The organism is Neorhizobium vignae (genome assembly GCF_000732195.1).
GTDB classification, from domain to species: domain Bacteria; phylum Pseudomonadota; class Alphaproteobacteria; order Rhizobiales; family Rhizobiaceae; genus Neorhizobium; species Neorhizobium vignae.
The window spans coordinates 12415-35664 of record NZ_JNNU01000007.1; the positions used below are offsets into that span (position 1 = coordinate 12415).

Annotated in this window: 27 protein-coding genes; 15 read left to right on the plus strand and 12 right to left on the minus strand. The window is 63.3% G+C overall.

All coding sequences use genetic code 11. From position 1 onward, the window contains the following. Window positions 1–27 precede the first annotated feature (27 nt). The 7 genes from GQ59_RS13105 (at window position 28) to GQ59_RS13135 (ending at window position 7651) form a co-directional block, all read left to right on the plus strand. Complete coding sequence (locus tag GQ59_RS13105; RefSeq protein ID WP_037081874.1) at window positions 28–1866, plus strand: methyl-accepting chemotaxis protein; 1839 nt, start codon at window positions 28–30, stop codon at window positions 1864–1866. A gap of 141 nt (window positions 1867–2007) precedes the next feature. Next, window positions 2008–2586: an NAD(P)H-dependent oxidoreductase gene (locus tag GQ59_RS13110; RefSeq protein WP_051903933.1), complete on the plus strand. Its 579-nt coding sequence runs from the start codon at window positions 2008–2010 to the stop codon at window positions 2584–2586. A 120-nt stretch (window positions 2587–2706) separates the two neighbouring features. Further along, window positions 2707–4167, plus strand: a complete 1461-nt coding sequence (locus GQ59_RS13115) for an extensin-like domain-containing protein (RefSeq protein ID WP_037081878.1) — start codon at window positions 2707–2709, stop codon at window positions 4165–4167. Between the two features lie 9 nt (window positions 4168–4176). Next, the gene (locus GQ59_RS13120) at window positions 4177–4500 is read left to right on the plus strand and encodes an MmcQ/YjbR family DNA-binding protein (RefSeq protein WP_037081880.1); all 324 of its coding nucleotides are present in this window, start codon (window positions 4177–4179) and stop codon (window positions 4498–4500) included. A 553-nt stretch (window positions 4501–5053) separates the two neighbouring features. Continuing rightward, window positions 5054–5854 carry a sulfite exporter TauE/SafE family protein gene (locus GQ59_RS13125; RefSeq protein ID WP_037082399.1) on the plus strand — a complete coding sequence of 267 codons (801 nt, stop codon included), beginning with the start codon at window positions 5054–5056 and terminating at the stop codon, window positions 5852–5854. A 100-nt stretch (window positions 5855–5954) separates the two neighbouring features. Next, entirely contained in the window at window positions 5955–6893 is a 939-nt protein-coding gene (locus GQ59_RS13130) for an ABC transporter ATP-binding protein (RefSeq protein WP_037081882.1), read from the plus strand. Then, window positions 6890–7651, plus strand: a complete 762-nt coding sequence (locus GQ59_RS13135) for an ABC transporter permease (RefSeq protein ID WP_037081883.1) — start codon at window positions 6890–6892, stop codon at window positions 7649–7651. The genes GQ59_RS13130 and GQ59_RS13135 overlap by 4 nt, the downstream gene beginning before the upstream one ends. Window positions 7652–7681: 30 nt before the next feature. Here the strand turns inward: GQ59_RS13135 and GQ59_RS13140 are convergent, their stop codons facing one another. Next, a complete protein-coding gene (locus GQ59_RS13140) occupies window positions 7682–8905 on the minus strand; it encodes an MFS transporter (RefSeq protein ID WP_037081884.1) in 1224 nt (407 codons plus the stop codon). A 101-nt stretch (window positions 8906–9006) separates the two neighbouring features. On the opposite strand from GQ59_RS13140, the gene GQ59_RS13145 reads away from it, so the two are divergent. After that, a complete protein-coding gene (locus GQ59_RS13145; protein WP_051903934.1) occupies window positions 9007–9984 on the plus strand; it encodes an AraC family transcriptional regulator in 978 nt (325 codons plus the stop codon). Window positions 9985–9986: 2 nt separating this feature from the next. Here the strand turns inward: GQ59_RS13145 and GQ59_RS13150 are convergent, their stop codons facing one another. From GQ59_RS13150 to GQ59_RS13160, 3 genes are read right to left on the minus strand one after another with little or no spacing between them, the layout of a single operon-like run. Then, complete coding sequence (locus tag GQ59_RS13150) at window positions 9987–10691, minus strand: TIGR02281 family clan AA aspartic protease (RefSeq protein WP_037081885.1); 705 nt, start codon at window positions 10689–10691, stop codon at window positions 9987–9989. Further along, the gene (locus GQ59_RS13155) at window positions 10688–10921 is read right to left on the minus strand and encodes a DUF1289 domain-containing protein (RefSeq protein WP_037081886.1); all 234 of its coding nucleotides are present in this window, start codon (window positions 10919–10921) and stop codon (window positions 10688–10690) included. The genes GQ59_RS13150 and GQ59_RS13155 overlap by 4 nt, the downstream gene beginning before the upstream one ends. Window positions 10922–10940: 19 nt before the next feature. Continuing rightward, entirely contained in the window at window positions 10941–11717 is a 777-nt protein-coding gene (locus GQ59_RS13160) for an adenosylcobinamide-GDP ribazoletransferase (protein ID WP_037081887.1), read from the minus strand. 111 nt (window positions 11718–11828) lie between these two features. Here GQ59_RS13160 and cobT point away from each other — a divergent pair, with 111 nt between their 5' ends. Together cobT and GQ59_RS13170 are read left to right on the plus strand one after the other, a co-directional pair. Beyond that, a complete protein-coding gene (cobT, locus tag GQ59_RS13165; RefSeq protein ID WP_007761163.1) occupies window positions 11829–12848 on the plus strand; it encodes a nicotinate-nucleotide--dimethylbenzimidazole phosphoribosyltransferase in 1020 nt (339 codons plus the stop codon). Between the two features lie 7 nt (window positions 12849–12855). After that, window positions 12856–13248 carry a diacylglycerol kinase gene (locus GQ59_RS13170; RefSeq protein WP_037081889.1) on the plus strand — a complete coding sequence of 131 codons (393 nt, stop codon included), beginning with the start codon at window positions 12856–12858 and terminating at the stop codon, window positions 13246–13248. Between the two features lie 53 nt (window positions 13249–13301). On the opposite strand, the gene GQ59_RS13175 is transcribed toward GQ59_RS13170, so the two are convergent. Both GQ59_RS13175 and GQ59_RS13180 read right to left on the minus strand, forming a co-directional pair. Further along, on the minus strand, window positions 13302–13502 hold the full coding sequence (locus GQ59_RS13175; RefSeq protein WP_037081890.1) for a hypothetical protein: 201 nt from the start codon (window positions 13500–13502) through the stop codon (window positions 13302–13304). 48 nt (window positions 13503–13550) lie between these two features. Continuing rightward, on the minus strand, window positions 13551–15086 hold the full coding sequence (locus GQ59_RS13180; RefSeq protein ID WP_037081891.1) for a sensor histidine kinase: 1536 nt from the start codon (window positions 15084–15086) through the stop codon (window positions 13551–13553). A gap of 121 nt (window positions 15087–15207) precedes the next feature. On the opposite strand from GQ59_RS13180, the gene GQ59_RS13185 reads away from it, so the two are divergent. From GQ59_RS13185 to GQ59_RS13205, 5 genes are all read left to right on the plus strand, one after another. Then, window positions 15208–15774 (plus strand): thermonuclease family protein, encoded by a 567-nt coding sequence (locus GQ59_RS13185; protein WP_037081893.1) that lies wholly within the window; start codon window positions 15208–15210, stop codon window positions 15772–15774. 2 nt (window positions 15775–15776) lie between these two features. After that, on the plus strand, window positions 15777–16436 hold the full coding sequence (locus GQ59_RS13190; RefSeq protein WP_084683141.1) for a uracil-DNA glycosylase family protein: 660 nt from the start codon (window positions 15777–15779) through the stop codon (window positions 16434–16436). Between the two features lie 48 nt (window positions 16437–16484). After that, window positions 16485–16973 (plus strand): Lrp/AsnC family transcriptional regulator, encoded by a 489-nt coding sequence (locus tag GQ59_RS13195; RefSeq protein WP_007771498.1) that lies wholly within the window; start codon window positions 16485–16487, stop codon window positions 16971–16973. Window positions 16974–17075: 102 nt separating this feature from the next. Continuing rightward, window positions 17076–17486 (plus strand): ester cyclase, encoded by a 411-nt coding sequence (locus tag GQ59_RS13200; RefSeq protein WP_162183299.1) that lies wholly within the window; start codon window positions 17076–17078, stop codon window positions 17484–17486. A 16-nt stretch (window positions 17487–17502) separates the two neighbouring features. After that, on the plus strand, window positions 17503–18255 hold the full coding sequence (locus GQ59_RS13205; RefSeq protein WP_051903935.1) for a helix-turn-helix domain-containing protein: 753 nt from the start codon (window positions 17503–17505) through the stop codon (window positions 18253–18255). Here the strand turns inward: GQ59_RS13205 and GQ59_RS13210 are convergent. The 6 genes from GQ59_RS13210 to GQ59_RS13235 all read right to left on the minus strand — a co-directional run bounded on the left by GQ59_RS13210 (window position 18252) and on the right by GQ59_RS13235 (window position 23185). Continuing rightward, window positions 18252–18941: a DNA alkylation repair protein gene (locus GQ59_RS13210; protein ID WP_037081900.1), complete on the minus strand. Its 690-nt coding sequence runs from the start codon at window positions 18939–18941 to the stop codon at window positions 18252–18254. The two genes, GQ59_RS13205 and GQ59_RS13210, sit on opposite strands and share 4 nt — an antisense overlap. A gap of 7 nt (window positions 18942–18948) precedes the next feature. Beyond that, the gene (locus GQ59_RS13215) at window positions 18949–19848 is read right to left on the minus strand and encodes an NAD(P)-dependent oxidoreductase (RefSeq protein WP_280114045.1); all 900 of its coding nucleotides are present in this window, start codon (window positions 19846–19848) and stop codon (window positions 18949–18951) included. A 135-nt stretch (window positions 19849–19983) separates the two neighbouring features. Then, entirely contained in the window at window positions 19984–20520 is a 537-nt protein-coding gene (locus GQ59_RS13220) for a GNAT family N-acetyltransferase (protein ID WP_037081903.1), read from the minus strand. A 16-nt stretch (window positions 20521–20536) separates the two neighbouring features. After that, window positions 20537–20947 (minus strand): CopD family protein, encoded by a 411-nt coding sequence (locus GQ59_RS13225; protein WP_051903936.1) that lies wholly within the window; start codon window positions 20945–20947, stop codon window positions 20537–20539. 2 nt (window positions 20948–20949) lie between these two features. Continuing rightward, window positions 20950–21504, minus strand: coding sequence for a DinB family protein (locus GQ59_RS13230; RefSeq protein WP_037081905.1), 555 nt, complete (start codon window positions 21502–21504; stop codon window positions 20950–20952). Between the two features lie 67 nt (window positions 21505–21571). Next, entirely contained in the window at window positions 21572–23185 is a 1614-nt protein-coding gene (locus GQ59_RS13235; protein ID WP_037081906.1) for a hypothetical protein, read from the minus strand. Between the last annotated feature and the right edge of the window lie 65 nt (window positions 23186–23250).

The window sequence follows — 23250 nt, forward strand, 5'->3', positions numbered from 1 at the left end:
AGGCGAATTGCACATAAGGGGGACCCCATGCAACGTCTCGCCATTTCCTGGCGCCTTTATAGTCTCGTGCTCCTGTCGCTCGTCATTCTTGGCGGCGCCATGACCTTCAGTCTGTTCCAGAGCTACGCCTCGTCGGAACGGGAACGAAAGGCGGGCCTTGCCCAGATGAACGATGTGGCGCTGACCGTGCTCAAGAAATACCAGGCTCTGGAGGCTTCGGGTGCCATGACCCGCGAGCAGGCCCAGAGCGGGGCCAAGGCCGTCATCTCGGTGATGCGCTACGGCGAGGGCAGCGGCTATTTCTGGATCAACGACATGCTGCCGCGGATGATCATGCATCCGATCAAGGCGGAGCTGAACGGCAAGGACCTGTCGAACGACAAGGACCCGAACGGCAAGTTCCTGTTCGTCGAGTTCGTCAACGCCGTCAAGGCAAGCCCGGCCGGCAAGGGCTTCGTCGATTACTACTGGCCGAAGCCGGGCGCCGAGCAGCCGGTCGAAAAATATTCGCATGTGGCCGGTTTCGCGCCCTGGGGCTGGATCGTCGGCACGGGCGTCTATGTGGACGACCTGCACGCCATGTTCCGCCGCGACGCGATCAACTTCGCCTCGATGTTCGGCATCGGCGCGCTGGTGCTGATCGCGGGCGCCACCTTCGTGGTCAAGACGGTTACCGGCCCGATCGGCAAGATCAAGCAGGCTCTGCAGTCGATCGCATCGGGCGAGGCTCGTGTCACCGTGCCCTGCACCGAACAGAAGAACGAGATCGGCGACATGGCCCGGGCGCTTTCCGTGCTGCGCGATTCGGTCGACGAACGCGCCCAATTGCAGGCACGCGAAGCGGAACAGGCCCGCATGATCGCCAGCGAGCGTTTCGAGAACGAGCGCACGATGACGGCCGCCGCCGACCGCCAGGGACGCGCGATCAGCGAGCTCGGCCGGGCGCTCGAGGCGCTGGCCGGGGGCGATCTTTCCGTGGCGCTTGCCGATATCGGCGAGGACTATGCGAAACTCCGCCACGACTTCAATGCCGCGGTCAGTTCGCTGCACCAGGCGATCGCGGCGATTTCCGAGACGAGCCTTGTCGTACGCGACAGCGCCTCGGACATTTCCGGAGCGACGGGCCATCTCTCCAAGCGCACCGAACAGCAGGCGGCGGCGCTCGAAGAGACCGCAGCCGCGCTCGACGAGATCACCGCAACCGTCCGCACCGCCTCGGAACGGGCGGTCGAGGCCCGTACCATGGTCAGCGAGACCAAGGACAGCGCCGGCCGCTCGGGCGAGATCGTCCGCAATGCGATCGACGCCATGGGTCGCATCGAGGAGAGCTCCAGCCGCATCAACCAGATCATCTCGGTGATCGACGAGATCGCCTTCCAGACCAACCTTCTGGCGCTCAATGCCGGCGTCGAGGCGGCGCGGGCCGGCGAGGCGGGCAGGGGCTTTGCGGTCGTGGCGCAGGAAGTTCGCGAACTGGCGCAGCGTTCCGCCAATGCCGCAAAGGAGATCAAGACGCTGATCAGCAATTCCGCCCGCGAGGTGGAAGGCGGCGTGGCGCTGGTGCGCTCCACCGGCGACGCGCTGGTCGAGATCGCCACGCTGGTCGAGCGGGTCAACGCCCATGTGGACACGATTGCGACGGCCGCCCGCGAACAGGCGACGGGCCTTCAGGAGATCAATTCCTCCGTCAATCATATGGACCAGATGACCCAGCAGAACGCGGCAATGGTCGAGGAAACCACCGCGGCCAGCCAGACGCTTGCCGAACAGAGCCTGCACCTGCAGGGCCTTCTTTCGGCCTTCAGGCTCGCTGACGGCGGCCGTGGGGCGGCCTCCGGTCATGTGTCGCGCGCCCGCGCCGCCTGATCCGCACTGATCATCGCCAAGAGACAAAGGCCGCCGGCGCGACAAGCCCGGCGGCCTTTTGATGTCGGCCGCGTTGACGAGGGTCAAATACGCGGACCTCCGTTGTCCCTAAACGCAGGGGCACCTTCAACGGAGAATATGATGACGAGGATCGTGATCATCCAGGGACATCCGGACGCCGCCGAGCCGCATCTCTGTCATGCGCTGGCCGACGCCTATGCCAGGGGAGCCGAGGCCGGCGGGCATTCGGTCGAGCGCATCGAACTCGCTCGCATCGGCGTGCCGTTCCTGACCTCGCAGAAGGAACAGCAACAGGGGAGGCTCAACCCGCCGATCCTCGACGCGCAGGTAAAGATAAGACGGGCGGATCACCTCGTCCTTGTCTATCCGCTCTGGCTCGGCTCCATGCCGGCGCTGGTCAAGGCGTTCCTGGAACAGGTGGCGCGGCCGGGCTTTGCCTATGACACCTCGCGCGGACCGTTCGGCAGCGGTCTTCTGAGCGGCAGGTCCGCGCGGGTGGTGATTACCATGGGCATGCCCGCTTGGTATTACCGGATCGTCTACGGCAGCCACAGCCTGAAGGCGCTGAAAGTGGGCATCCTGCATTTCGTCGGCATCCGGCCGGTCCGGGCGACTTTGGTGGGCACGGTCAATGCCGGGAATTTCGATAGCGCGAAATGGATCGCCAGGATGGAGGCGGCGGGGAGGCGAGCGTCCTGAAACGATCGCAAATTGCATCGAAAGGTCACGAAAGGGCCTTGATTTCTCAAAGGTTCATTTACCGACTTTGCCTAAACTCTCAGCGTGTGTCATTTCGGCACCGGAAGAGTGGCAACTGGTATGGCGTATGCTCCCCTTTCTCGGCGGGTGATCGGCTCGCTGATGATCCCGACAATGCTGGCTGCCTGTTCCGCCGGGGATCTCGTTCCGCCCGCGCCGATCGACAATGGCCGGGTCGGGGCGATCCAGCCGATGCGCGACATCCCGGGCGAGCGGGTTTCCCAGCAGGCCTATCAGATGAGCCCGGCGCCGGTTTCGCAGGCAAGCGGCGTCGACTACGCGAACACGCCGAACCTCGCCGGCACCGGTTATCCCAATTCGGCCTATCCGGGTTCCGGCGCCAGTGACGGCGGCCATTACCTGCGGGCGCCGGCCCAGGTGCAGGCCGCACCCCAGAATGCACCCTTGAATTCACCTATGTCGCAGCAGCCCTCCGGCGCCCGTCAGGGCCGCCTGCCGATGATCGACAGCGACGAGGCCATGCAGCAGCAGGCATCCGTCGGAGGCCGCAACACGACCCGCAATGCCGGACCGATGAGCATTCCGGAAGAGGGCGTCAACATCGACGCCGAACTCGGTTTCGGTCCCGACGAGAGCGACGTGACGGGACTTGCCGAAGAGCAGGATTCCGATATCGCCGAAGGTGTCGGCGACCAGCCCGTGGTCGACGGCATCGGCACCGACAATCCGCGCGCCCTGCAGCCGCGCCGCCAGCCGATCTCGCAGCAGATGCCCCAGTCCATGAACGACGACCGGGTGCTGGTGCCGCCGAAACGCCAGGGCGCCGGCCTGCAGGGCGACCTGGCGAACAACGATATGACGTGGAGCGACGGGTCGCGCGTCATCCCGCCAAGCCGGGCGCCTGCCGGCAGCCAGCAGGTGGCGATGCTGCGCCCCAACAACCCGATGAGCGACAGCGGCCCGATGAGCCAGCGCGACATGCCCTGGCAGCGCGATATCATGCCGCGGTCGGAAGTGAGCTGCCGCACGGAACTGAGGCGCCTCGGCGTCGAATTCGACGACCGGCCGCCCATCGACGCAGGCCCGAGCTGCAGGGTGCCTTATCCGGTGAAACTCTCCGGCCTGTCCGGCAATATCGACGTCAAGCCGGCCGTCACGCTGAACTGCCAGACGACGCTGGCCTTTGCCAAATGGGTCCGGAACGAGCTCGCCCCTTCCGCCCGTTACCGCTATCTCACCGGCATCCAGAAGATCGTGCCGATGGGCGGATATTCCTGCCGCCGGATGAACAACAGCAATCAGCGCAACAACCCGATGTCGGAACATGCCAAGGGCAACGCCATCGATATCGGCCAGATCGTGCTGAAGGACGGTCACGAGATCGACGTGCGCAAGAAGGGCCTGTTCTCGATGCGCGAAGGCGGTCTCCTGAAGGCGGTGCGCAACGACAGCTGCAAATATTTCAACACCGTGCTGGGTCCCGGCAGCAATGCGGAACACTGGAACCATTTTCACTTCGACCTGCGCTCCCGCAGGGGCGGCAAGCGCTACTGCAACTGAGGTCCGACGATGGCCGATGCCGACATGCTCCGCAATCTGGCCCTCTCCCTGGAAGGAACCTCCGAAGCGCCGCATTTCGACAGGGCGGCGTTCAAGGTCAGGCGCATCTACGTGACGCTGGCGGCCGACGGCCTGACCGCGAATTTCAAGTTCACGCCGGACGAGCAGCAGATCAAATGCGAGATGCTGCCGAACGTCTTCTCGCCGGTCGAGAACGCCTGGGGCCGCCAGGGCTGGACGACGGCCGTTCTTTCGGAATTCGAAGAGCCGGATCTCCGCAACGCGCTGGAAACGGCGTGGCGGCATGCGCTTCCCGGCAAGGGCCGGGCCTGAAGTGCCCAGACCCGATACCCCGAGACACGGGGTGACGGCCAACCTGTGGACATTAATCGTCCATAAACCATATCCGGCAACCAAACTGGAACCATAAGCGGCGGCAAAGCAAGAGTGGCGACGCCGCAGCCCGCCCCCCGGCTTACCCCTGCTGCGGCACGAGACCCGGCGTGCTGACCAAGCCCATGCGCGCCGGGTCTCACCCGAGCCCTGAACCGGGCTGGCCTGAACCACCCTTCAAAAAAGAAAACCGGCTCAGGGAGCCGGCGAGGGTGGAGGTGGGGCTCGCGGGGAGGAGCCGTGCTTCCGGTTACGCAAGAACTTATACTTGAAAACAGTACACATGCGGCAAGCGGAAATGAAAAGGACTGAAACACTCTGGTCATGACGGTCGCGCGTGAGGTTACGTGCGGCGTAAAGGGCGGGACCGTTGCTTGCCTGGTCGGGACAATGCTGTAAGAACGTCACGGAAAAATGACAGCGGCAGTGGATGTATCTCCTTCTTCCGACCCGATGTCGGACCTGGAGACGGAATTTGTCGATCGCAGCGCTTATGCCCTTCATCCTGGCTCTTCTGGCCGGCGGCGCGATCGCTGGAATTCTCGCAGGCATGTTCGGAATCGGCGGTGGTGCGATCCTGGTGCCGATCTTCTTTCATGTCTTCGGGCTGCTCGGCGTTCCCGAGGACGTGCGCATGCAGCTGGCGCTCGGCACCTCGCTGGCGATCATCGTGCCCACCTCGATCCGCTCCTACATGGCGCACCGGCAGCGCGGCGCGGTCGATACCGATCTGCTCAAGGGCTGGATCGTCGCGGTGCCGCTCGGCACGCTGATTGCAACCGTTATCGCTGCCAAGGCGACCAGTGCGGAACTCCAGTTGATCTTCGCGGTCATTGCGCTGGTGCTTGCCTTCCGAATGATCTTCAATCGTGCGAGCTGGAAGCTTGGCGACGACCTGCCCGGCAATCCCGTCAAGTTCCTGGTCGGTACCGGCATCGGCATCCTGTCCGGCCTGATGGGCATCGGCGGCGGCGTCCTCAACAACACTTTCATGACCCTCTACGGCCGTTCGATCCACCAGGGAGTGGCGACCTCCTCGGGCGTCGGTGTGCTGATTTCGCTGCCGGGCCTCGCCGGTTATGTCTGGGGCGGCTGGGGGAAGCCCGGCCTGCCGCCGTTCTCGACCGGTTATATCAACTGGCTGGCTGTGGCGCTGCTCATCCCGATAACGCTCTACATGGCGCCGATCGGTGCGCGGCTGGCGCATGTGATGTCGAAGCGGCAGCTCGAAATCGGCTTCGGCATCTTCCTGATCGCCATCTCCATCCAGTTCTTCCTGTCGATTATCCTCTGAAACGGTCAGCAATATTCTTCTACCAGGGATGGTTTCGGCGGTTTGCGTGCCTATATTCGCGGCGCATCCCGAAAATCGATTCCTTAAGAAGACCGTTCCCATGGCCTCAGTCGTTTCCATAGATAAGCTTACCAAGACCTACGAGAACGGGTTCCAGGCGCTGAAAGGCGTCGACCTGGAGATCGAGGAAGGCGAGATTCTCGCGCTGCTCGGCCCGAACGGCGCCGGCAAGACGACGCTGATCTCGATCATCTGCGGCCTCGTCAATCCCTCGACCGGCAAGGTGCTGGTGGGCGGCCGCGACGTCGTCAGGGACTTTCGCCAGACGCGGTCGCTGATCGGCCTGGTGCCGCAGGAACTGACGACCGACATGTTCGAGACGGTCTGGAACACCGTGACTTTTTCCCGCGGCATCTATGGCAAGAAGCCCAATCCGGCACTGGTCGAGAGCGTCCTCAAGGAGCTGTCGCTGTGGAGCAAGAAGGACAGCATGCTGCGCGAACTTTCGGGCGGCATGAAGCGGCGGGTGATGATCGCCAAGGCGCTCGCCCATGAGCCGAAAATCCTGTTCCTCGACGAGCCGACCGCCGGCGTTGACGTCAATCTGCGCCGCGAGATGTGGCAGGTCGTCGAGAAGCTGCGCGAGACCGGCGTCACCATCATCCTCACCACCCACTATATCGAGGAGGCGGAGGAAATCGCCGACCGGGTGGGGGTGATCAACGGCGGCAAGCTGCTGCTGATCGAGGAGAAGGCGGCGCTGATGAAGAAGCTCGGCCGCAAGCAGCTGAGGCTGGAATTGTCCGAGCCGCTGAAGGCGATGCCTGAAAGCCTCAAGACCTACAACCTGACGCTTTCCGACGACGGGACGGCGCTGGTCCACGACTACCAGGGCGAGGAAGGGCAGGGCACGATCGCATCGCTGCTGTCGACGCTCGCCTCAGAGAACATTCACTTCCGCGATCTTTCCACGCGACAGAGCTCGCTCGAGGATATTTTCGTGGCGCTCGTTGCGGAAAAAGCGGGAGAAGACGCATGAATTTCGAAGCGATCAAGTCGATCTATGTCTTCGAGATGGCCCGGCTGCGCCGGACGCTCCTGCAGAGCGTCATCTCGCCGGTCATCACCACCTCGCTCTATTTCATCGTCTTCGGCACGGCGATCGGCTCGCGCATCCAGACGGTCGAGGGCGTTTCCTACGGGTCGTTCATCACGCCCGGCCTGATCATGCTGACGCTGCTCACTCAGTGCATCAGCAACGGTTCGATCGGCATCTATTTCCCGAAATTCACCGGCACGATCTACGAGATCCTGTCGGCGCCCGTCGCCATGACGGAGATTATTATCGGTTATGTCGGTGCGGCGGCGACCAAGGGGCTGATCATCGGCCTGATCATCCTCGCAACCGCCTCCTTCTTCGTCGACATCCGCATCGCCCATCCGTTCATGATGGTGCTCTTCCTGGTGCTGACGGCGGTCACCTTCAGCATGTTCGGTTTCATCATCGGCATCTGGGCGAAGAATTTCGAGCAGCTCAACATCATCCCGATGCTGGTCGTGCCGCCTTTGACCTTCCTCGGCGGCAGTTTCTATTCGATCAACATGCTGCCGCCCTTCTGGCAGACGGTCAGCCATTTCAACCCTGTCCTCTATCTCGTCTCCGGCTTCCGCTGGAGCTTCTACGAGATTGCCGACGTCAACCCGATGGTCAGCCTCGGCATGATCTCCCTCTTCCTGGTGATCTGCCTGTCGATCCTCGGCTGGATCTTCAAGACGGGTTACCGGCTGCGCAACTGACCGCAGCCGATAACGGTTTCAAGGGCAGGTTCAGCCCTGGCTGAGCTGCACCTGGCGTCCGCCGCGCATGACCATGACAGACGCACCGAGGACGGATGCTATACCGAGGAAGGTCATGACGCCGAGCGGCCCCTGGGCGTCGATCAGCAGGCCACCGAGCACGGCGCCGCTGGATATGGCGATCTGGAAGGTCGTCAGCAGCAGCGCGCCGGCGCTTTCCGCCTCATCCTGGGCGGCACGGGTGATGTAGCTCTGGATGCTGACCGGCAGGGCGCCGAAGGCAAAGCCCCAGAGCGTGATGGCAACCGCTGCTGCCGCCGTCGAGGCCCCGAGGGTGACGAGGAGCACGGCGGACACGGCGATCAGGCCGGAGGCGAAGACGACCCCGAGCGTCGAACTGCGTTCGGTGATCATGCCCCCGGCGATATTGCCGAAGAAACCGCCGACGCCATAGGCGAGCAGGACGAGCGAGACCATCTCGACGTCAAGCCGCGGAACGTCTTCCAGGTAGGGGCGGATATAGGTGAAGCCCGCGAAGTGGCCGGCGACGATGAGCAGCGTCGCGATAAGGCCGATGCGGATCTTCGGTCGCTTCAGGACCTCCGCCAGCGTGCCGAGCCCGGCGTGGCCGGCCGGCGGCAGCGAAGGGACGGTAACGGCCTGCGCCAGCAGCGCCAGCACGCCGACCGCGCCGGCGAGCACGAAGGCCGCCCGCCAGCCGAGGGTGGAGCCGATATAGGCGCCGAGCGGTGCTGCCATCACGGTCGCCACCGAGACGCCGGTGAAGATCATCGCCATGGCGCGGGGCAGGTGGTTCATCGGCACGAGCCGCATGGCAAGCGCCCCGGCCATGGCCCAGAAGCCGCCGAGCCCGATGCCGAGCAGAACGCGCGACACGAGCAGCACGGTCAGGCCGTTGGCAAGGGCGGCCAGTGCGCAGGAGAGGATGAGAAGAGCGGTCAGCCCGAACAGCGTCCAGCGCCGGTTGAAGCCGCGGGTGCCGATCACGATGCCGGGACCGGCGAACGCTGCGACGACGGCGGTCACCGTCACCGTCTGGCCGGCGACGCCGGGACTGATGCCGAGATCGGCGGAAATGGGGGTGAGCAGGCTCGCCGGCAGGAACTCCGCCGTTACCAGGCCGAAGACGCCGAGGGTAAGCGCGATGACGGCGTCCCACCGGGACTTGGACGATGTGTTCGGGGACGACGTGCCGCGCACGGCATCGTCCTCTTCGAAAGTGCTGTCAGTCATGGTCATGTCCTGCCTTGGGGAGGCGGCACGGAGGTCCGTACCGGGAGGGTGGACCAGACTTAGGCGTGACAGCCTGTACTTTCCATGCTAGAAAATCCGATATGCTTGACCGTTCGTCCAAAGAAGCTCCGTTAGACACTGCCGATCCGCTCACCGAGATGCTGCGGGGGTTGCGGCTCGACGGCGTGGAATACGGTCGCTGCCGGTTGCCGGAACCCTGGGCGACGTCCTTTCCGGCCCAGGAGGCGGCGCGTTTCCACTTCATCTCGTCGGGCTCCGCATGGCTGCAGACGCCTTCGGGCGAATGGCTGGCATTGCGGGCGGGCGATGCGGCTCTTCTGCCGCGCGGCGACGCGCATGTGCTGGCAAGCGTCCCGGGCCTGACGCCGCTGCCGTTCGGCCGGTTCGGGCGCAAGGAAGTCTGCCAGGGTGTGTTCGACGTGCAATGCGCCGACGCCTGCGGCGGCACCGTGGCGCTGACCGCCTCGATGCGCTTCAACATCGACAAGCTGCATCCGCTGCTGCAGCTGATGCCCGAGGTGATGCTGACCAGCGATCTTGCCAGAAACGAGCCGTCTATCCCGCATCTTCTCGACGCCATGGCGCGCGAGGTCGACATGGACCGGGTCGGCGCCGGCGGCATTCTGGCCCGGCTCGCCGACGTCCTGACCGCCACTCTGATCCGCACCTGGGTCGAACATGGCTGCGGCGACACGACCGGCTGGATTGCCGCGGTGCGCAATCCCGAAGTCGGCCGGGTGCTGGCCGCCATTCATCTTCAGCCAGAACGCGACTGGACCATCGCCTCGCTTGCCCGGCTGATGGGCGCGTCCCGGTCGGGTTTCGCCGAACGGTTTCTGCGCGTGGTCGGCGAAACGCCGGCCCGCTACGTGGCGCGGGTGCGCATGCATCAGGCGCGGCAATGGCTGCGCGACGGCGAACGGGTCGCGACGGTTGCCGAACGGCTCGGCTACGATGCCGAAGCCTCCTTCAGCCGCGCCTTCAAACGCATCATCGGCGCGCCGCCAAGCCATTTCCGCAACAAGGGCGAAGGCGAGGCCATTCGGGATCTCGGCTGACGTCAGTCCCGCAATCGCAGCTCGTCCGTCTGCATCTGCAGCGAGCCGAGGGTGGATAGGAAGCTCATGCCGAGCAGGCTTTCCCCGAGCCGTCCGTCTTCCGCGACCATGGCCCGGATGTTCTTCCGCACGATCGGGCCGATGGCGATTTCGTCGAGGCGGACCGGCGCTGCCATCGCCCGGCCGTTGGCGGTCATCACGGTCACCGAAAAATCGAGGCTCTGCGGATTGAGGCCGATGGCGCGGGCATCGTCGTAGGAAAGCACGACGGTGCTGGCGCCGGTGTCGACCAGCATCGGCACGACCTTGCCCTCAACCCTCACATTGGTCTGGAAATGGTTGCCCCGGGTCTTATGAATGATGACTTCGTTGAGACCTTCGCTCGTCGTCGTGATCACGGCCGTCCCGGGCAGCAGGCCCGCGGTCACCCTCGCGGCGACATTGCGGGCGTCGTCGCGGTAGAGATAGGCGGTGACCAGCCCGAGGATGATCAGCAGCCAGAGGGCGATGTTGCGCAGCACCTCACCGGCATTGCCGCGCCGGCCGGCGAGAATCCCGACGGCAAGCAGGCCGGCGATCGGCAGGAGGTAGATGATCTGGCCGAAATCGTCGTTGTCGATGCCGAAGGTCTGCCCGGCATCGTGATTGAAGATCAAGAACGCCAGGCCAATGCCGAGGACGATGAGGATGCCGGTGAGCGCGTTCATGCCGTATCGCGTTCCTTGGTTTGCCGCTGGGCCAAACGCTTCCGGCGCGTCTCCCGCCTTGGCTTTCGCTCGACGGTTTCAAGTCGTGCGGGAAGCGTGCCCATCAGCGTGCGGCGCTCCGCATCCGTATAATCCATCCAGGCGGCGATCTCGTCGCGGGTCCGTCCGCAGCCGAAGCAATAGCCGGTCTTGAGGTCGATCGAGCAGACAAGGGTACAGGGCGAAATCATGCCTCGATATATCGGGGTTTCACGCGGCAAGGGCAAGAGTGGCGAGCATGGCGATCTCGCTCAATTGTTGAGTAGCGCCGATCGTATCGCCCGTATGGCCGCCGAGCTTTCGGCGCACGAAACGGGTGAAGCCGAACCCGGCGAGAGCCGCAACGATCAGTGACAGCAGAACCTTCGGCAGGCCGAGAACAGGGACGAGCAGAACGAGAGCGATGGCGGCGCCGGTAAACAGCGCGATATTGCGGGCGCTGTCCTCCGGAAAGCCGGCGCCGGCAGCGACGCCGCTTTCCCGCGCCGACGGCAGCGAGCGCCAATGGGCGACCAGGACCGCGCGGCTGACGGCGGCAACGGCAAGGACGGCGAGCGCCGCCGTGATGGCATCCTGGCGGAACAATGCGGCAAGCGCCGAGCCTCGCAGGCCAAAAGACAGCACCAGCGCGACGACGCCATAGGCGCCGATCCGGCTGTCCTTCATGATGAGAAGCGCGTGATCCTTGTCGCGCCCGCCGCCGAGACCATCCGCCGCATCCGCCAGGCCGTCCTCGTGGAGCGCGCCGGTCAGAACCGTCAGTGCGGCAAGCGAAAGCAGGCTGACGAGCAGCGCATCGCCGGACTGCAGGAACAGGAGAACGAGCGCGGGCAGGGCGGCGATGATCAGCCCCGCCACGGGAAAGGCTCGCACCGCCCGCGAGATCGTGCCGTCATGGCCGCGGAAGAATCGGTCCGGCACCGGCAGGCGGCTGAGGAACCCGACCGAGCGGGCGAGGTCCGCGATGAATTCCGTTGCGTTTGGCAGTTGTTCCTCCCTTCCGACCCGACTATGAGTTTGCGCACAGAAGCGCGATTTGCCGGGAAAGACAAGTTTTCCTGACCGCGATACGAGACCGAGCTACAAGAGAGACTTTCCATGAGCGTGAGTGGCCTGCCTTTCGACGATTTCCGTGTCCTGCTGCAGAACCTTCCCGGACCGGACCCTCGGGCCCTGGTTGCGGCGCGCGAGCGCGATGCGCAGCTTACCAAGCCGCCGGGTGCGCTCGGCCGGCTCGAGGAAATCGCTTTCTGGCTGGCTGCCTGGACGGGCCGCGCGCCGGCCGTCAACCGGCCGCTTGTGGCGATCTTTGCCGGCAATCACGGCGTCACCCGGCACGGCGTGACCCCGTTCCCGTCGTCGGTGACGCAGCAGATGGTGGAGAATTTCGCAGCCGGCGGCGCGGCGATCAACCAGATCTGCGTCACCCATGACCTCGGCCTCAAGATCTTCGACCTGGCGCTCGATTACCCGACCGGCGACATCACCAGCGAGGCAGCCCTCTCCGAGCGAGACTGCGCGGCGACCATGGCCTTTGGAATGGAGGCCATCGCCGGCGGCACCGATCTTCTCTGCATCGGCGAAATGGGCATCGGCAACACGACGATCGCCGCCGCCATCAACCTCGCGCTCTATGGCGGCGAGGCGGAGGACTGGGTCGGTCCAGGCACCGGTTCGCATGGCGAATTCATGGAGCGCAAGATCGCCGCGGTGAAGGCGGCGGTCGAATTCCACAAGGACCATCTGAGCGATCCCCTGGAAATCCTGCGCCGTCTCGGCGGCCGCGAGATCGCCGCGATTGCCGGCGCGATCCTGGCCGCGCGGGTCGAGAAGATCCCGGTCCTCCTCGACGGTTATGTAGTGACGGCCGCGGCCGCGATCCTCAAGGCTGCCAATCCGGCGGCACTCGACCACTGCCTGATCGGCCATGTCTCCGGCGAACCGGGGCACCTGCGGGCGATCGAACAGCTTGGCAAGACGCCGCTTCTGGCGCTCGGCATGCGGCTCGGCGAAGGGACGGGTGCCGCGCTTGCCGCCGGCATCGTCAAGGCCGCCGCCGCCTGCCATTCCGGCATGGCGACCTTCGAGCAGGCCGGCGTCAGCAACAAGAGCCACTGAGCCCTGAATGGAAAAGACGCCGATCGACAGCGGTATCGAAAGGGCGACCGGCATTCGCCGGGTGATAGCGGCATTTCGCTATTCCATGCAGGGGCTGACGCGCCTGTGGCAGGAGGAAGCGTTTCGCCACGAGGTGATCGCCTGCGCGGCGGGCGTTGTGCTCTTCGCTGTCGTCGGCGCCGGCGCGCTCGACTATTTCGTCTTCGCCATCCTGATGCTGGTGCTGTTTGCGGTGGAATCGCTGAATACCGCAATCGAGGAACTGGTCGACCGCATCTCCCCGGAAATCTCCACCGTCGGCCGCCACGCCAAGGATCTCGGCTCCTTCGCGGTCTTCTGCCTGCTGTGTGCGAACGGGTTTTTCGCGCTTTATGTGGTGGTCAGGAGCGTGTGGGGGTGACCGCCCAAGGATGGCCTCCAGCTCGACTGCAGCTTCCGGGATGAAGCGAATCGTCACTGTGCGTATTTTGACCAGATGGCCTGCCGTGCAGCCTGATCGAGCGACTTGGCGAGACTGGCTTCCTCTTCTGCGGTGAGCTGATGCAGAGAGTCGCTTTTGTCCACGAGTGTCAGCATGACACGGGCGATCTCATCCTGCATTTCGGCAGGAAGCTCCCTGGCTGCTTCGATGGCGCGGTCGAGAAGTTTGGTCATGACGGTATTATGCACGCAAACAAAACGGTGCAAAAGAGGTCGATCGCCTCAGGCAAAGCTCTTGCGGCGGCGGGCGACCGTCTGGGCGTCGGCGACGGCCGGCACGCTCTGCAGCACGCGGGTCGCGGGCAGGATGGCGATCGCTTCGGTGCCTTCGCGCAGCTTGGAACGCAGGATGAACTGGCCGTCGTGCTTGGCAAGGATCGCCTGGACGATCGGCAGGCCAAGCCCGGTGCCCTGTTCGGCGCTCTTGATGGCGATCGAGCCCTGGCCGAAGGCCGAGAGCACGACCGGGATCTCTTCCTCCGGAATACCGGGCCCGTTGTCCTTGATCGCCACATACTGGCCGCCGCCGGCGGTCCAGCCGACCTTGACGGTAACCTCGCCGCCCTGTGGCGTGAATTTGACGGCGTTCGAGAGCAGGTTCAGGAGAACCTGGCGCATCGATTTTTCATCCACCCAGACCTGCGGCAGCTGCGGTTCGAACTGCTGGCTGATCGCGATGTTCTTGGCGCTGGCGCGCAGTTGCACCATGCCGATGCAATCCTCGGCGATTTCGAGCAGCGACAGCGATTCCTCTGCAAGGTCGTAACGGCCGGCCTCGATGCGAGACAGGTCGAGGATCTCGTTGATGAGGTTGAGGAGATGCTGGCCGGACCGGTGGATGTCGCCGGCATATTCTCTGTAGGTCGGGTTGGCGAGCGGCCCGAGAACCTCCGAACTCATGACTTCGGAAAAGCCGAGAATGGCGTTGAGCGGCGTGCGCAGCTCGTGCGACATCGAGGCGAGGAAGCGGGATTTGGCGAGGTTTGCCTCCTCGGCACGGCGGCGGGCCTCGTCCGACATGGATTTTGCCACTTCCAGTTCGGCGATCAGGTCGTCCTTTTCCGACTGATAGGACATCAGCGTCAGGTTGGAACGATAGAGCCGGTCGGCGATGGAATGGAAGAAGACGACCGCGATGGCGCAGATCGCGATCATGCCGATATCGAGCACGTGGCGCGACAGGATGGCGGTGGCAAGCAGCGCCAGGATCATCGGCAGGAAACCGAACAGCACGCCGAGGCGCAGCATGAAACTGCTCATCGCGGTGATCGAGATCGCGAAGAGGAGAACGGCGCCCTTGTAGAAATAATAGCTGTCGCCGGAACAGGCGTTGCAGTTCTGCAGCGCAAACAGCGCCCAGCCGCTGCCGACGATCATCTGCGCGGCAAGCAGCCTGCGGCGCCATTTCTGGACGTCAGTCGCGGCAATGTCCTTGCGGCTCGCACGGCGGGCGATCAGCACGTTGATGGCATGAACGCTGAACATCAGCAGCGCCCATGCAAAGAGATTGGCATTCGGATTGAGATAGACGCCGATCGCCGTCACCACGACGATGAAGAGAGGCATGACCGATGCGCCCTGCAGCACGGTATTGACGTGCATGGCGATCATGTCGCGGTCGAAGATCTGGTTGCCCTGGGAGCTGGATTGCAGGCGCTCCCGGGTGGCGCGAACGGCTTTAGAGACGGCCTTGTTGCGGTGGCCGCGGGAGCGATCAACGATATTCTTGTCGGTCGATGTGCTGACGCCGCTACTCATGGCCACTGAAACTGATACCCCGGGTGTTGAGAGAGTATGGCCAAAACCTTAAGAGAGTCCTGCCGGGAAAGGTTTTGTTTGCCATTTTCCTGAAGCTTCCGTTTTCCAATAAGGCTGGATTGTGGCCAGAACGTTCAGGATTTTTCGCGACGGCGCGCTTCTTGCGGCCTTTTTCATCCTTCTGGTGCTGATTGCCGCCAAGCTGGACGAGGCGGCCGACAGCGTCGTGCTCGGCCCGTTCCATGTGATCGACGGTGATACGCTGGCGGTGGGCGGCGAGCGCCTGCGGCTGCAGGGCATGGATGCTCCGGAGCTCGACCAGACCTGCGAAGACGGTCGCGGCCGGCCATGGGCCTGTGGGGAAGAGGCGAGACGGCTGCTGATGCGCCTCGTCGCAGACGGTAAGATGGAATGCCTCGGTCGCGAGCGCGACAAATATCGCCGGCTTCTGGTGCGCTGCCGTTCAGGCACAACGAGCATCAACGGCGCGCTGGTGCGTCAGGGCCTCGCGGTCGCCTCTGGGCGTTATGCGGAGGAACAGGTGGCAGCGAGGCGCGAACGGCTGGGGCTGTGGGCCGGCCAGTTCGAAAGCCCGCGCGACTGGCGCGCCAGCCGCGGCATGATGGACGATTTCAGCCTGGTGGAGGCATTTTGGGATTGGGTGAAACGGGTAACGGCCTGGCAATGAGCATGGATGGCATCGTCAATGGCGAGGAAGACATCAGCGATTTGGCCCGCGCGATCGCTGCCTGTCGCATCTGTCGCGACGCGCCCGCGAAAGGCGAGGGCGACCGGTTGCCGCATCAACCCCGGCCGGTCGCCGTGCTGTCGAAGACCGCGAGGGTGCTGATCGCCGGTCAGGCGCCAGGGCTTCGGGTGCATGAAAGCGGGCTGCCGTTCGACGATGCTTCCGGCAACCGCCTGCGCGACTGGATGGCGGTGACCCGCGAGGAATTCTATGATCCCAAAAAGTTCGCGATCGTGCCGATGGGTTTCTGTTTTCCGGGCTATGATGCCAAGGGCAGCGACCTGCCGCCGCGGCTCGAATGCGCGCCGTTCTGGCGCGCCAGGGTAATTGCCGCCATGCCGCAGATCGAGCTGGTTCTCGCCGTCGGCGGTTATGCGCAGGCCTGGCATCTGGGAAGCCGGCAAGGCAAGAGCATGACGGAGACGGTCGCCAACTGGCGCGACTCCGTCTTCGCCAATCAGGGACCGAGGATCCTGCCGCTGCCCCATCCGAGCTGGCGCAATACCGGCTGGCTCAAAAAGAATCCGTGGTTCGAGGCGGATCTGCTGCCGGTGCTGCGACAGCATGTGGATAGCTTGATACGGGAAACAAATTTCGGTTAACTGCCACGAATTCGGTGTATAACGAAAAATCATTTCGAAAGGACTCTGATGGACCGCCTTGACCGTAAGATACTGCGCATTCTGCAGGAAGATTCCACTCTCGCCGTCGCGGACCTCGCGAAGAAGGTCGGCCTGTCGACCACGCCTTGCTGGCGCCGCATCCAGAAGATGGAAGAGGATGGCGTCATCCGTCGCCGCGTGGCGCTGCTCGATCCGGTCAAGGTCAATACCAAGGTCACGGTTTTCGTGTCGATCCGCACTGCCAGCCACTCGATCGAATGGCTGAAGCGGTTTTCGGAAGTGGTCGTCGATTTCCCGGAAGTGGTCGAATTCTACCGCATGAGCGGCGACGTGGACTACCTGCTGCGCGTCGTGGTGCCGGACATCGGCGCCTATGACGCCTTCTACAAGCGCCTGATCGCCAAGATCGAGATCCGCGACGTCTCCTCGGTCTTCGCGATGGAGCAGATCAAGTACACGACCGAATTGCCGCTCGACTACATGATGCTGGACAACCAGAAGTCCGGCGAAGAATAGTTCGCTGTTTGGCGGATCGGGATCATTTTCTGGCAGGACGGGCCGAGTTAAGGCGGCCCGTTTGGTTTTATCTGGGCTTCATCGAAACAGATGGAGCTCGACATGCAGGACCAGGCCAACAAAACGATCATCCGCGGATATATCGAAGAGATCTGGAACCGCGGTCTGACAGACCGTTTCGCGGATTTCTTCGCGCCGGACTACGATGAAGCCGTCTATTCGCCCGCCAATGCCGAGGGGCATTGCGCCATGGTGGCGGTGCAGAAGCGGATCATGCCGGATGCAGTCTGGTCGATCGAACGGATGATCGCCGAAGATGATGGCGTGATGTGCGAGCTGACATTGCGCGGCACGCATCAGGCGGCTTTCAAGGACGTCGACCCCTCTGGCAATCCGATCCGCGTGCGCGCCTACCGGACGTTCGTCTTGAAGGACGGAAAGATCGTCCATCATTCCGCATTGCTCGACACCGCCGAACTGCTAAAGCAGATGCGGGGACAGCAGGCGGCATAGGGCAAGTCCGGCAGCGATGGCGACGATTTCTCATGCCTATCATCGGGTGTTCGACGAGCCGTTCGAAATCGAACGGGCCTTCGACGCCGACTACCTGCTTTACGCCTCGACCGGCACCTTCGTTCTCGATATCGGCGAGCGTCGCTGGACGCTGCCGCCGCAAAGAGCGGCGCTGATCGCACGGGGAACGATGATCGCCGTGCGCAGCAAGGGGCCGGCCACGGCGTCCTCCGTGCTGTTCGGCGACGGCGAGTTCGATGCATCGCTGCCGGCCTGTCGGGTCTTCGGTCTTTCGGAACTGGCGCGGCAGATGATCCTGCATGTCATGCGTTGGGATGCAGGGCGCGATGCGGCTGACGAAGCCGCGAATGCCTTCTTCAGAGCACTCGCTTCCGTCGCGGGAGATCTGGCTGCGGAGGAGGACGAGACATGGTTGCCGAAACCGCAGTCGCCGGGGATGGCGGTCGCCGTCGAGCGGATGCTGGAATATCTCGACCGGGACATCGAGTTCGGTTCGCTGGCGCAGGCCGCCCATCTTTCGGAGCGGACATTGGCGCGGAAATTCGATGCGGAACTCGGCATGAGCTTTCGCGATTTCCGGCATCGGGCGCGGATGGTGAGGGCCAAGGAGATGTTGCTCGCCGGCCGGGAGCCGGTGACGGAGATCGGGCTCGCCTGCGGGTTCGAAAGCACGAGCTCCTTCATCAAGGCGTTCAGAACGTTTGCGGGCGCGACACCGCGGCAATATCGGGCGGGTAAAGCCGGCTAACCCCTCAACCGCGCCAAAAGCTTCTCGCTCGACAATTCCCTGACGGCGTCCTTGCCGATCCAGCGGGCGGTCCTGTCCGGCGATGCGGCGAGCTTTTCGGAGAGTGCGAGCGCGGGGACGTGGCAGGTGCGGTTGCGCTTGCCGATATTGCGGAGCGCCCAGTTGACCGCCTTTTTCACGAAATTGCGCGGGTCGGCGGCATGCGCCTCGATCAGCGGCAGATAGGCGATGAAGGTGCCGTCGGGCTCGTCCTTGCGATGGACGGCGGCGCCCGCGATCATCGCAAACGCGGTGCGGCGGACGAACTCGCGCTCATCCTCGGCGAAATCTGCGACAAGTTGCTGCCAGAACGGCGTTTCGGTGAAAAGGTCCGCGGCAGTATCGACGATCTCCCAGGAGGCGAAGTCTTCCGACCAGCCGCGGGCCTCGGCCGGCGTCAGGGCCGCGGGATCGGCGGTATAGATCGCCAGCATCCGGGCTTCGCGAATGCCGGTGCGCCATAGATCCAGCGCCCGCCCGTGATCGCGTTTGATCGCCCGCGCGATCTTCTGCAGGTCGGGATTGGAAATGCCGATCGCCTTGTCGGTGACAATGCCGAAACGGGCCATGCCGGAGATGTTCTCCTCCGATCGCTGCGTTTCGAGATGCGCGATGATCCCGGCGACGTCGGAGGAGGGGCCGATCATGGCCGGCCTATTTCTTTTCGAGCCGTGCGAGCAGCGAGGATGTATCCCAGCGCTTGCCGCCCATCGCCTGGACGTCACCATAGAACTGGTCGACCAGGGCCGTGACCGGCAGCTTGGCGCCGTTGCGGCGGGCTTCGGTCAGGACGATGTCGAGATCCTTGCGCATCCAGTCGACCGCAAAGCCGAAGTCGTACTTGCCGGCATTCATCGTCTTGTAGCGGTTCTCCATCTGCCAGGAGCCGGCCGCACCCTTGGAAATCACCTCGATGACCTTCTCGATGTCCAGGCCTGCCTGCTTGCCGAAATGGATCGATTCGGCGAGGCCCTGAACGAGCCCGGCGATGCAGATCTGGTTCATCATCTTGGTGAGCTGGCCGGCGCCGGCCGGACCCATGAGGCCGACCATGCGGGCATAGGCGCCGATCACCGGCCTGGCCTTCTCGAACGTCGCTTCGTCACCGCCGCACATCACGGTGAGCACGCCGTTTTCGGCACCCGCCTGGCCGCCGGAGACCGGTGCGTCGATAAAGCCGACGCCCTTTTCCCGTGCCGCGGCATCGAGCTCGCGAGCGACTTCGGCGCTGGCGGTGGTGTTGTCGATCAGGATCGCTCCCGGTTTCATCCCGGCGAGAACGCCCGTTTTGGTGATTGTCACCGAGCGGAGATCGTCGTCATTGCCGACGCAGACGAACACGAAATCGGCATCCCTGGCCGCTTCGGCCGGCGTCGCGGCGGCCCTGCCGCCAAATTTCGTCGCCCAGTCCTCGGCCTTGGCAGCCGTGCGGTTGTAGACGGTGACGTCATGGCCGCCCTTGACCTTGAGATGCCCGGCCATGGGATAACCCATCACCCCGAGACCGATGAATGCCACTTTCGCCATGCTGAACCTCCAGAATTTTGTTGCCAGAGGATTAGAGCAAAGCGGACCTTCGGAAAAGCACAGTTCGGTGAAAAGCGCAGATTTCGGTTTTGGGAGAGGCTTCGCGGAGGCGGGTTTTGACGGGCCATGGCTACCGGCAGGAAATATCCGTTCCGGTCTGGCTCATTCGCCCGCGGCTGAAAGCACGTAGCGGCATTGTCGGATGTTTTCTCCGCGCGGCCGCGAAAAACGCTCGACGATATCGAGATGACGAAAACCGAGCTTGACGAGGATGCGTCCGGAAGCGGGATTGTCCTCGGCATGTCCCGACTTCAGGACCGACAGCCCGATCTCCTCGAAGGCGAAGCGGATTGTCGCGCGCGCCGCTTCCGATGCATAGCCGGAACCCCAGGCGGCTTGCTCGAACCAGTAGCCGAGTTCGCCCGTGCCACCGGCAATCCCGTCGATATCGACGAGGCCGACCATCCGGCCCTCGATGTCCACGGCGAAACGGCAGGCTTCGCCGGCAAGCCATTCCCGCTCGTGATCGGAAAACCACGCTTCTGTCGCCAGCGGATCCGGCGGGAAGGCGGCCATGCGCAGCATGCGCGTGACCTGCCAGTCGGATTGGATTTCGAACGCCCGGCCGGCATCCCTGGCCGTCGTCGGCCTCAGCACGAGCCGTTCTGTTTTGAGCGGGCGGCGCGGGGGAACCAGCATCGCTTTGCCGCCGCGGTCAGAACGGTTTGATGACCGTAAGCGCGACGATGACGACGACCGAGCCGAGGATGATCGGCAGGCCGGCGCGCACGAAGGCCGGCGGGTCGAGATGCGGATCGGCTTCCATGCGGCGCATCCAGGCGCCCTGCATCCCGTGCAGCGCCGACAGCATCAGCACGATCAGGAACTTGAAGCCGAACCAGCCGGACGTATAGAAGCCGTAGCCGAAGGCGAGCCACAGGCCGAAAAGCCAGGCGCCGCCGAGTGCGGCCGTGGTGACGGTGCGGTCGTATTTCCTGAGCGCCGAGATGACGCCGGTGCGGATGGTCGGCGGCACCATGCCGATGACGAAGGCGTTGATCAGCATGCCGCCGATCAGCAGGAAGTCGGAAAGGATGTGCAGGGCCTTGATAACGAAATACAGCATGGTCAACTCCAGATCATGGCTTCGGTGAAGCCCAGTTCGGCAAAATCTTGTTGTCTCAATTGGTCTTCGCCCGTGCAGAAGAACTCGTCGAGCTGCGGCGGTTCGACCGAGGTTCCCGACAGCATGGCGTGAACCTGGCCGCGGTGATGGATCTGGTGCTGGAAGAGATGCATCAGCAGGCGATCGGCAGGTTCGACCTGCACGAAGGTTTCCCGGGGAATGCGGATTTCCTCGGTCACGGTTTTCTCATCCAAGCTTCGACAGTGATCGATCAGGCGGCGGTCGGCGGCGCGCTGTTCGCGGTCGAGATCGGCAAAGAGGGGACACGGGATTTCCGGCTCGAAGGCTGCGGGTCCGAGGCAATCGCCTTCGAGCGCGCTGATATAGAGCCAGTCGACGGTGAGGATATGGTTGAGCGTGTGGATGATGGACGGGAAGAAGCTGACCCGCGTCGCATCCAGCTCTTCGCGCGAAAGCTCTCCGCACGCTTTCAGCAGCCGGTGGTTGGCCCAGGCGTTGTTATAGGCCTGGGCGAGAAGATAGCGCTGCGGCGTCATCCGAATCCCTCCGTTGCGGAGGGAAACTATCGGTGATCAGGGGTAATGAGAAGATGGCTCGCCGTCGCTAAGATGATTTGGACGATTGATCGCCATCGGTTTCCGTCACTGGTTTGCCACCGTTGGCTCTGGGCGTCGCGCGATGGCTGCTTCTGGAATTCGCAATTGAGTGGGCATCTTTAGCCGCCAGGTTCTGGTTGACGCCCTTGAGCGGCGTATTCTGGGGATTGCGCTTCGAGTCATCAAAATAGTTCGACCCTGGTTCCAGGCTCGTGGCGATGTCGCTCCAAAGCCGACGCAGCCGACGGACGTGCAGATCATCGGTGATCCAGCACATCAGGTGTTCTGCGGAGGTGGATAGAAGGCCGGGGCTCGTGCTGATCCGCTCCCGTGCCCATTTGCAGAACTCATCGACAGTCACCTTCTTGGTGCTCCCTGCTTCGACGATGAGGAAGTTGCTCTTGGACACGTCCGCAGCCATGCGAAGACGTTCGGTCGGCGCCATGAGGACGCTTGCATAGATGTCATCGAACTGGGACGGCGCATGGATGCTGTCAATCGCCCGCTCCAGGTCGAAAATCGTGCGGACGTTCAGCTCGCGCAACAACAGGAAGCGTTCCAGGCCGACGATGTGGCAGAGCTGCGCCTGGGCAATCCAATCGATGCACTGATAGATGCCATAGGGCGTTTCGATGTGAAGGAGGATCGGGTTGTATGTCGCGAGGTTCTGAACGTCGTAGATTCCGCACTCCTCCAGCCGGAAGCGTGTCTCATAGTCGACGCCGTCGATCACTTCCGGCGAAGTGACTTTTTTGAGCTGGGAGAAACGGTCATCGCTGGTCTTGATCCACCTGATCTGTTCCTGCAGCTTCACGAGCAGGAATTTGGTGGAGCTCTGCGGGATGAGGCCAAGCAAGGGCGCAAGCACTAGCCACACGAGCGGAATGCTGTTCGAGCCGTTCCCGCCGGTCACGACGCCGCCAACCACGGAAAAGGGATCGGAAAGTGCCGCGAACAGAAGCGTGGTGACGACGATCGACGCGATGCTCTCACCCGTCAGCCGCAGGAAGGTGTTGGAGGAGAGGTCGAATACGGCGAGCCTGCTCAACATCGTGCGAACAGAGGCTATGTATGTGCCCGCGAAGGTGAGCGCTGCGATAACCAGGAGCTGATCAGCTTTGGTCGGTGCTGCGCCATCCGGAAGAGGGCAGGTACCGGATTGAAGTCCGCAGGCGAGCGCATTGCCAAGAAAATGGAATCCGAAATAGGCGAGAACCATAAAGCCGATCGTCGAGAGCGCCAGCCTATACCCGAAATAGACTCGCCTTTGTTCGGCCGCGCGGACGAACATTTCCAGTCTCTCGCGCTCATCAAGCGGTTTGGCATCCTTGGGAGGTTCGTCCAGTCTCAGGTCAGCTGTATATTTCGACCGGACAAACTCGAAGGAGGGATTGGTGGCTATCCCTTTTTGATCCGAGTCCTTCTTATCAAAATTTTCGTAAAAATCCTGAATCTGCCGTAGTCGCCGCAACCGCACCTCATGGCGTGCGAATAATACGAGCAGCGGCGTCATGATTGCGAGGAGTAACGCAATCCAGTTGACAGCGCCGAGAATTGCCAGGATTGGGCCCGGCGTCCCAACCAGGCTGTAGAGCAAGGCCGGCCAAGAAGACTGATCCATTCGCTTGTCCCCCATAGGTTGAGGGTCAAGTTACGCCGGTTGCATTTATACCGCTACTAATTTGA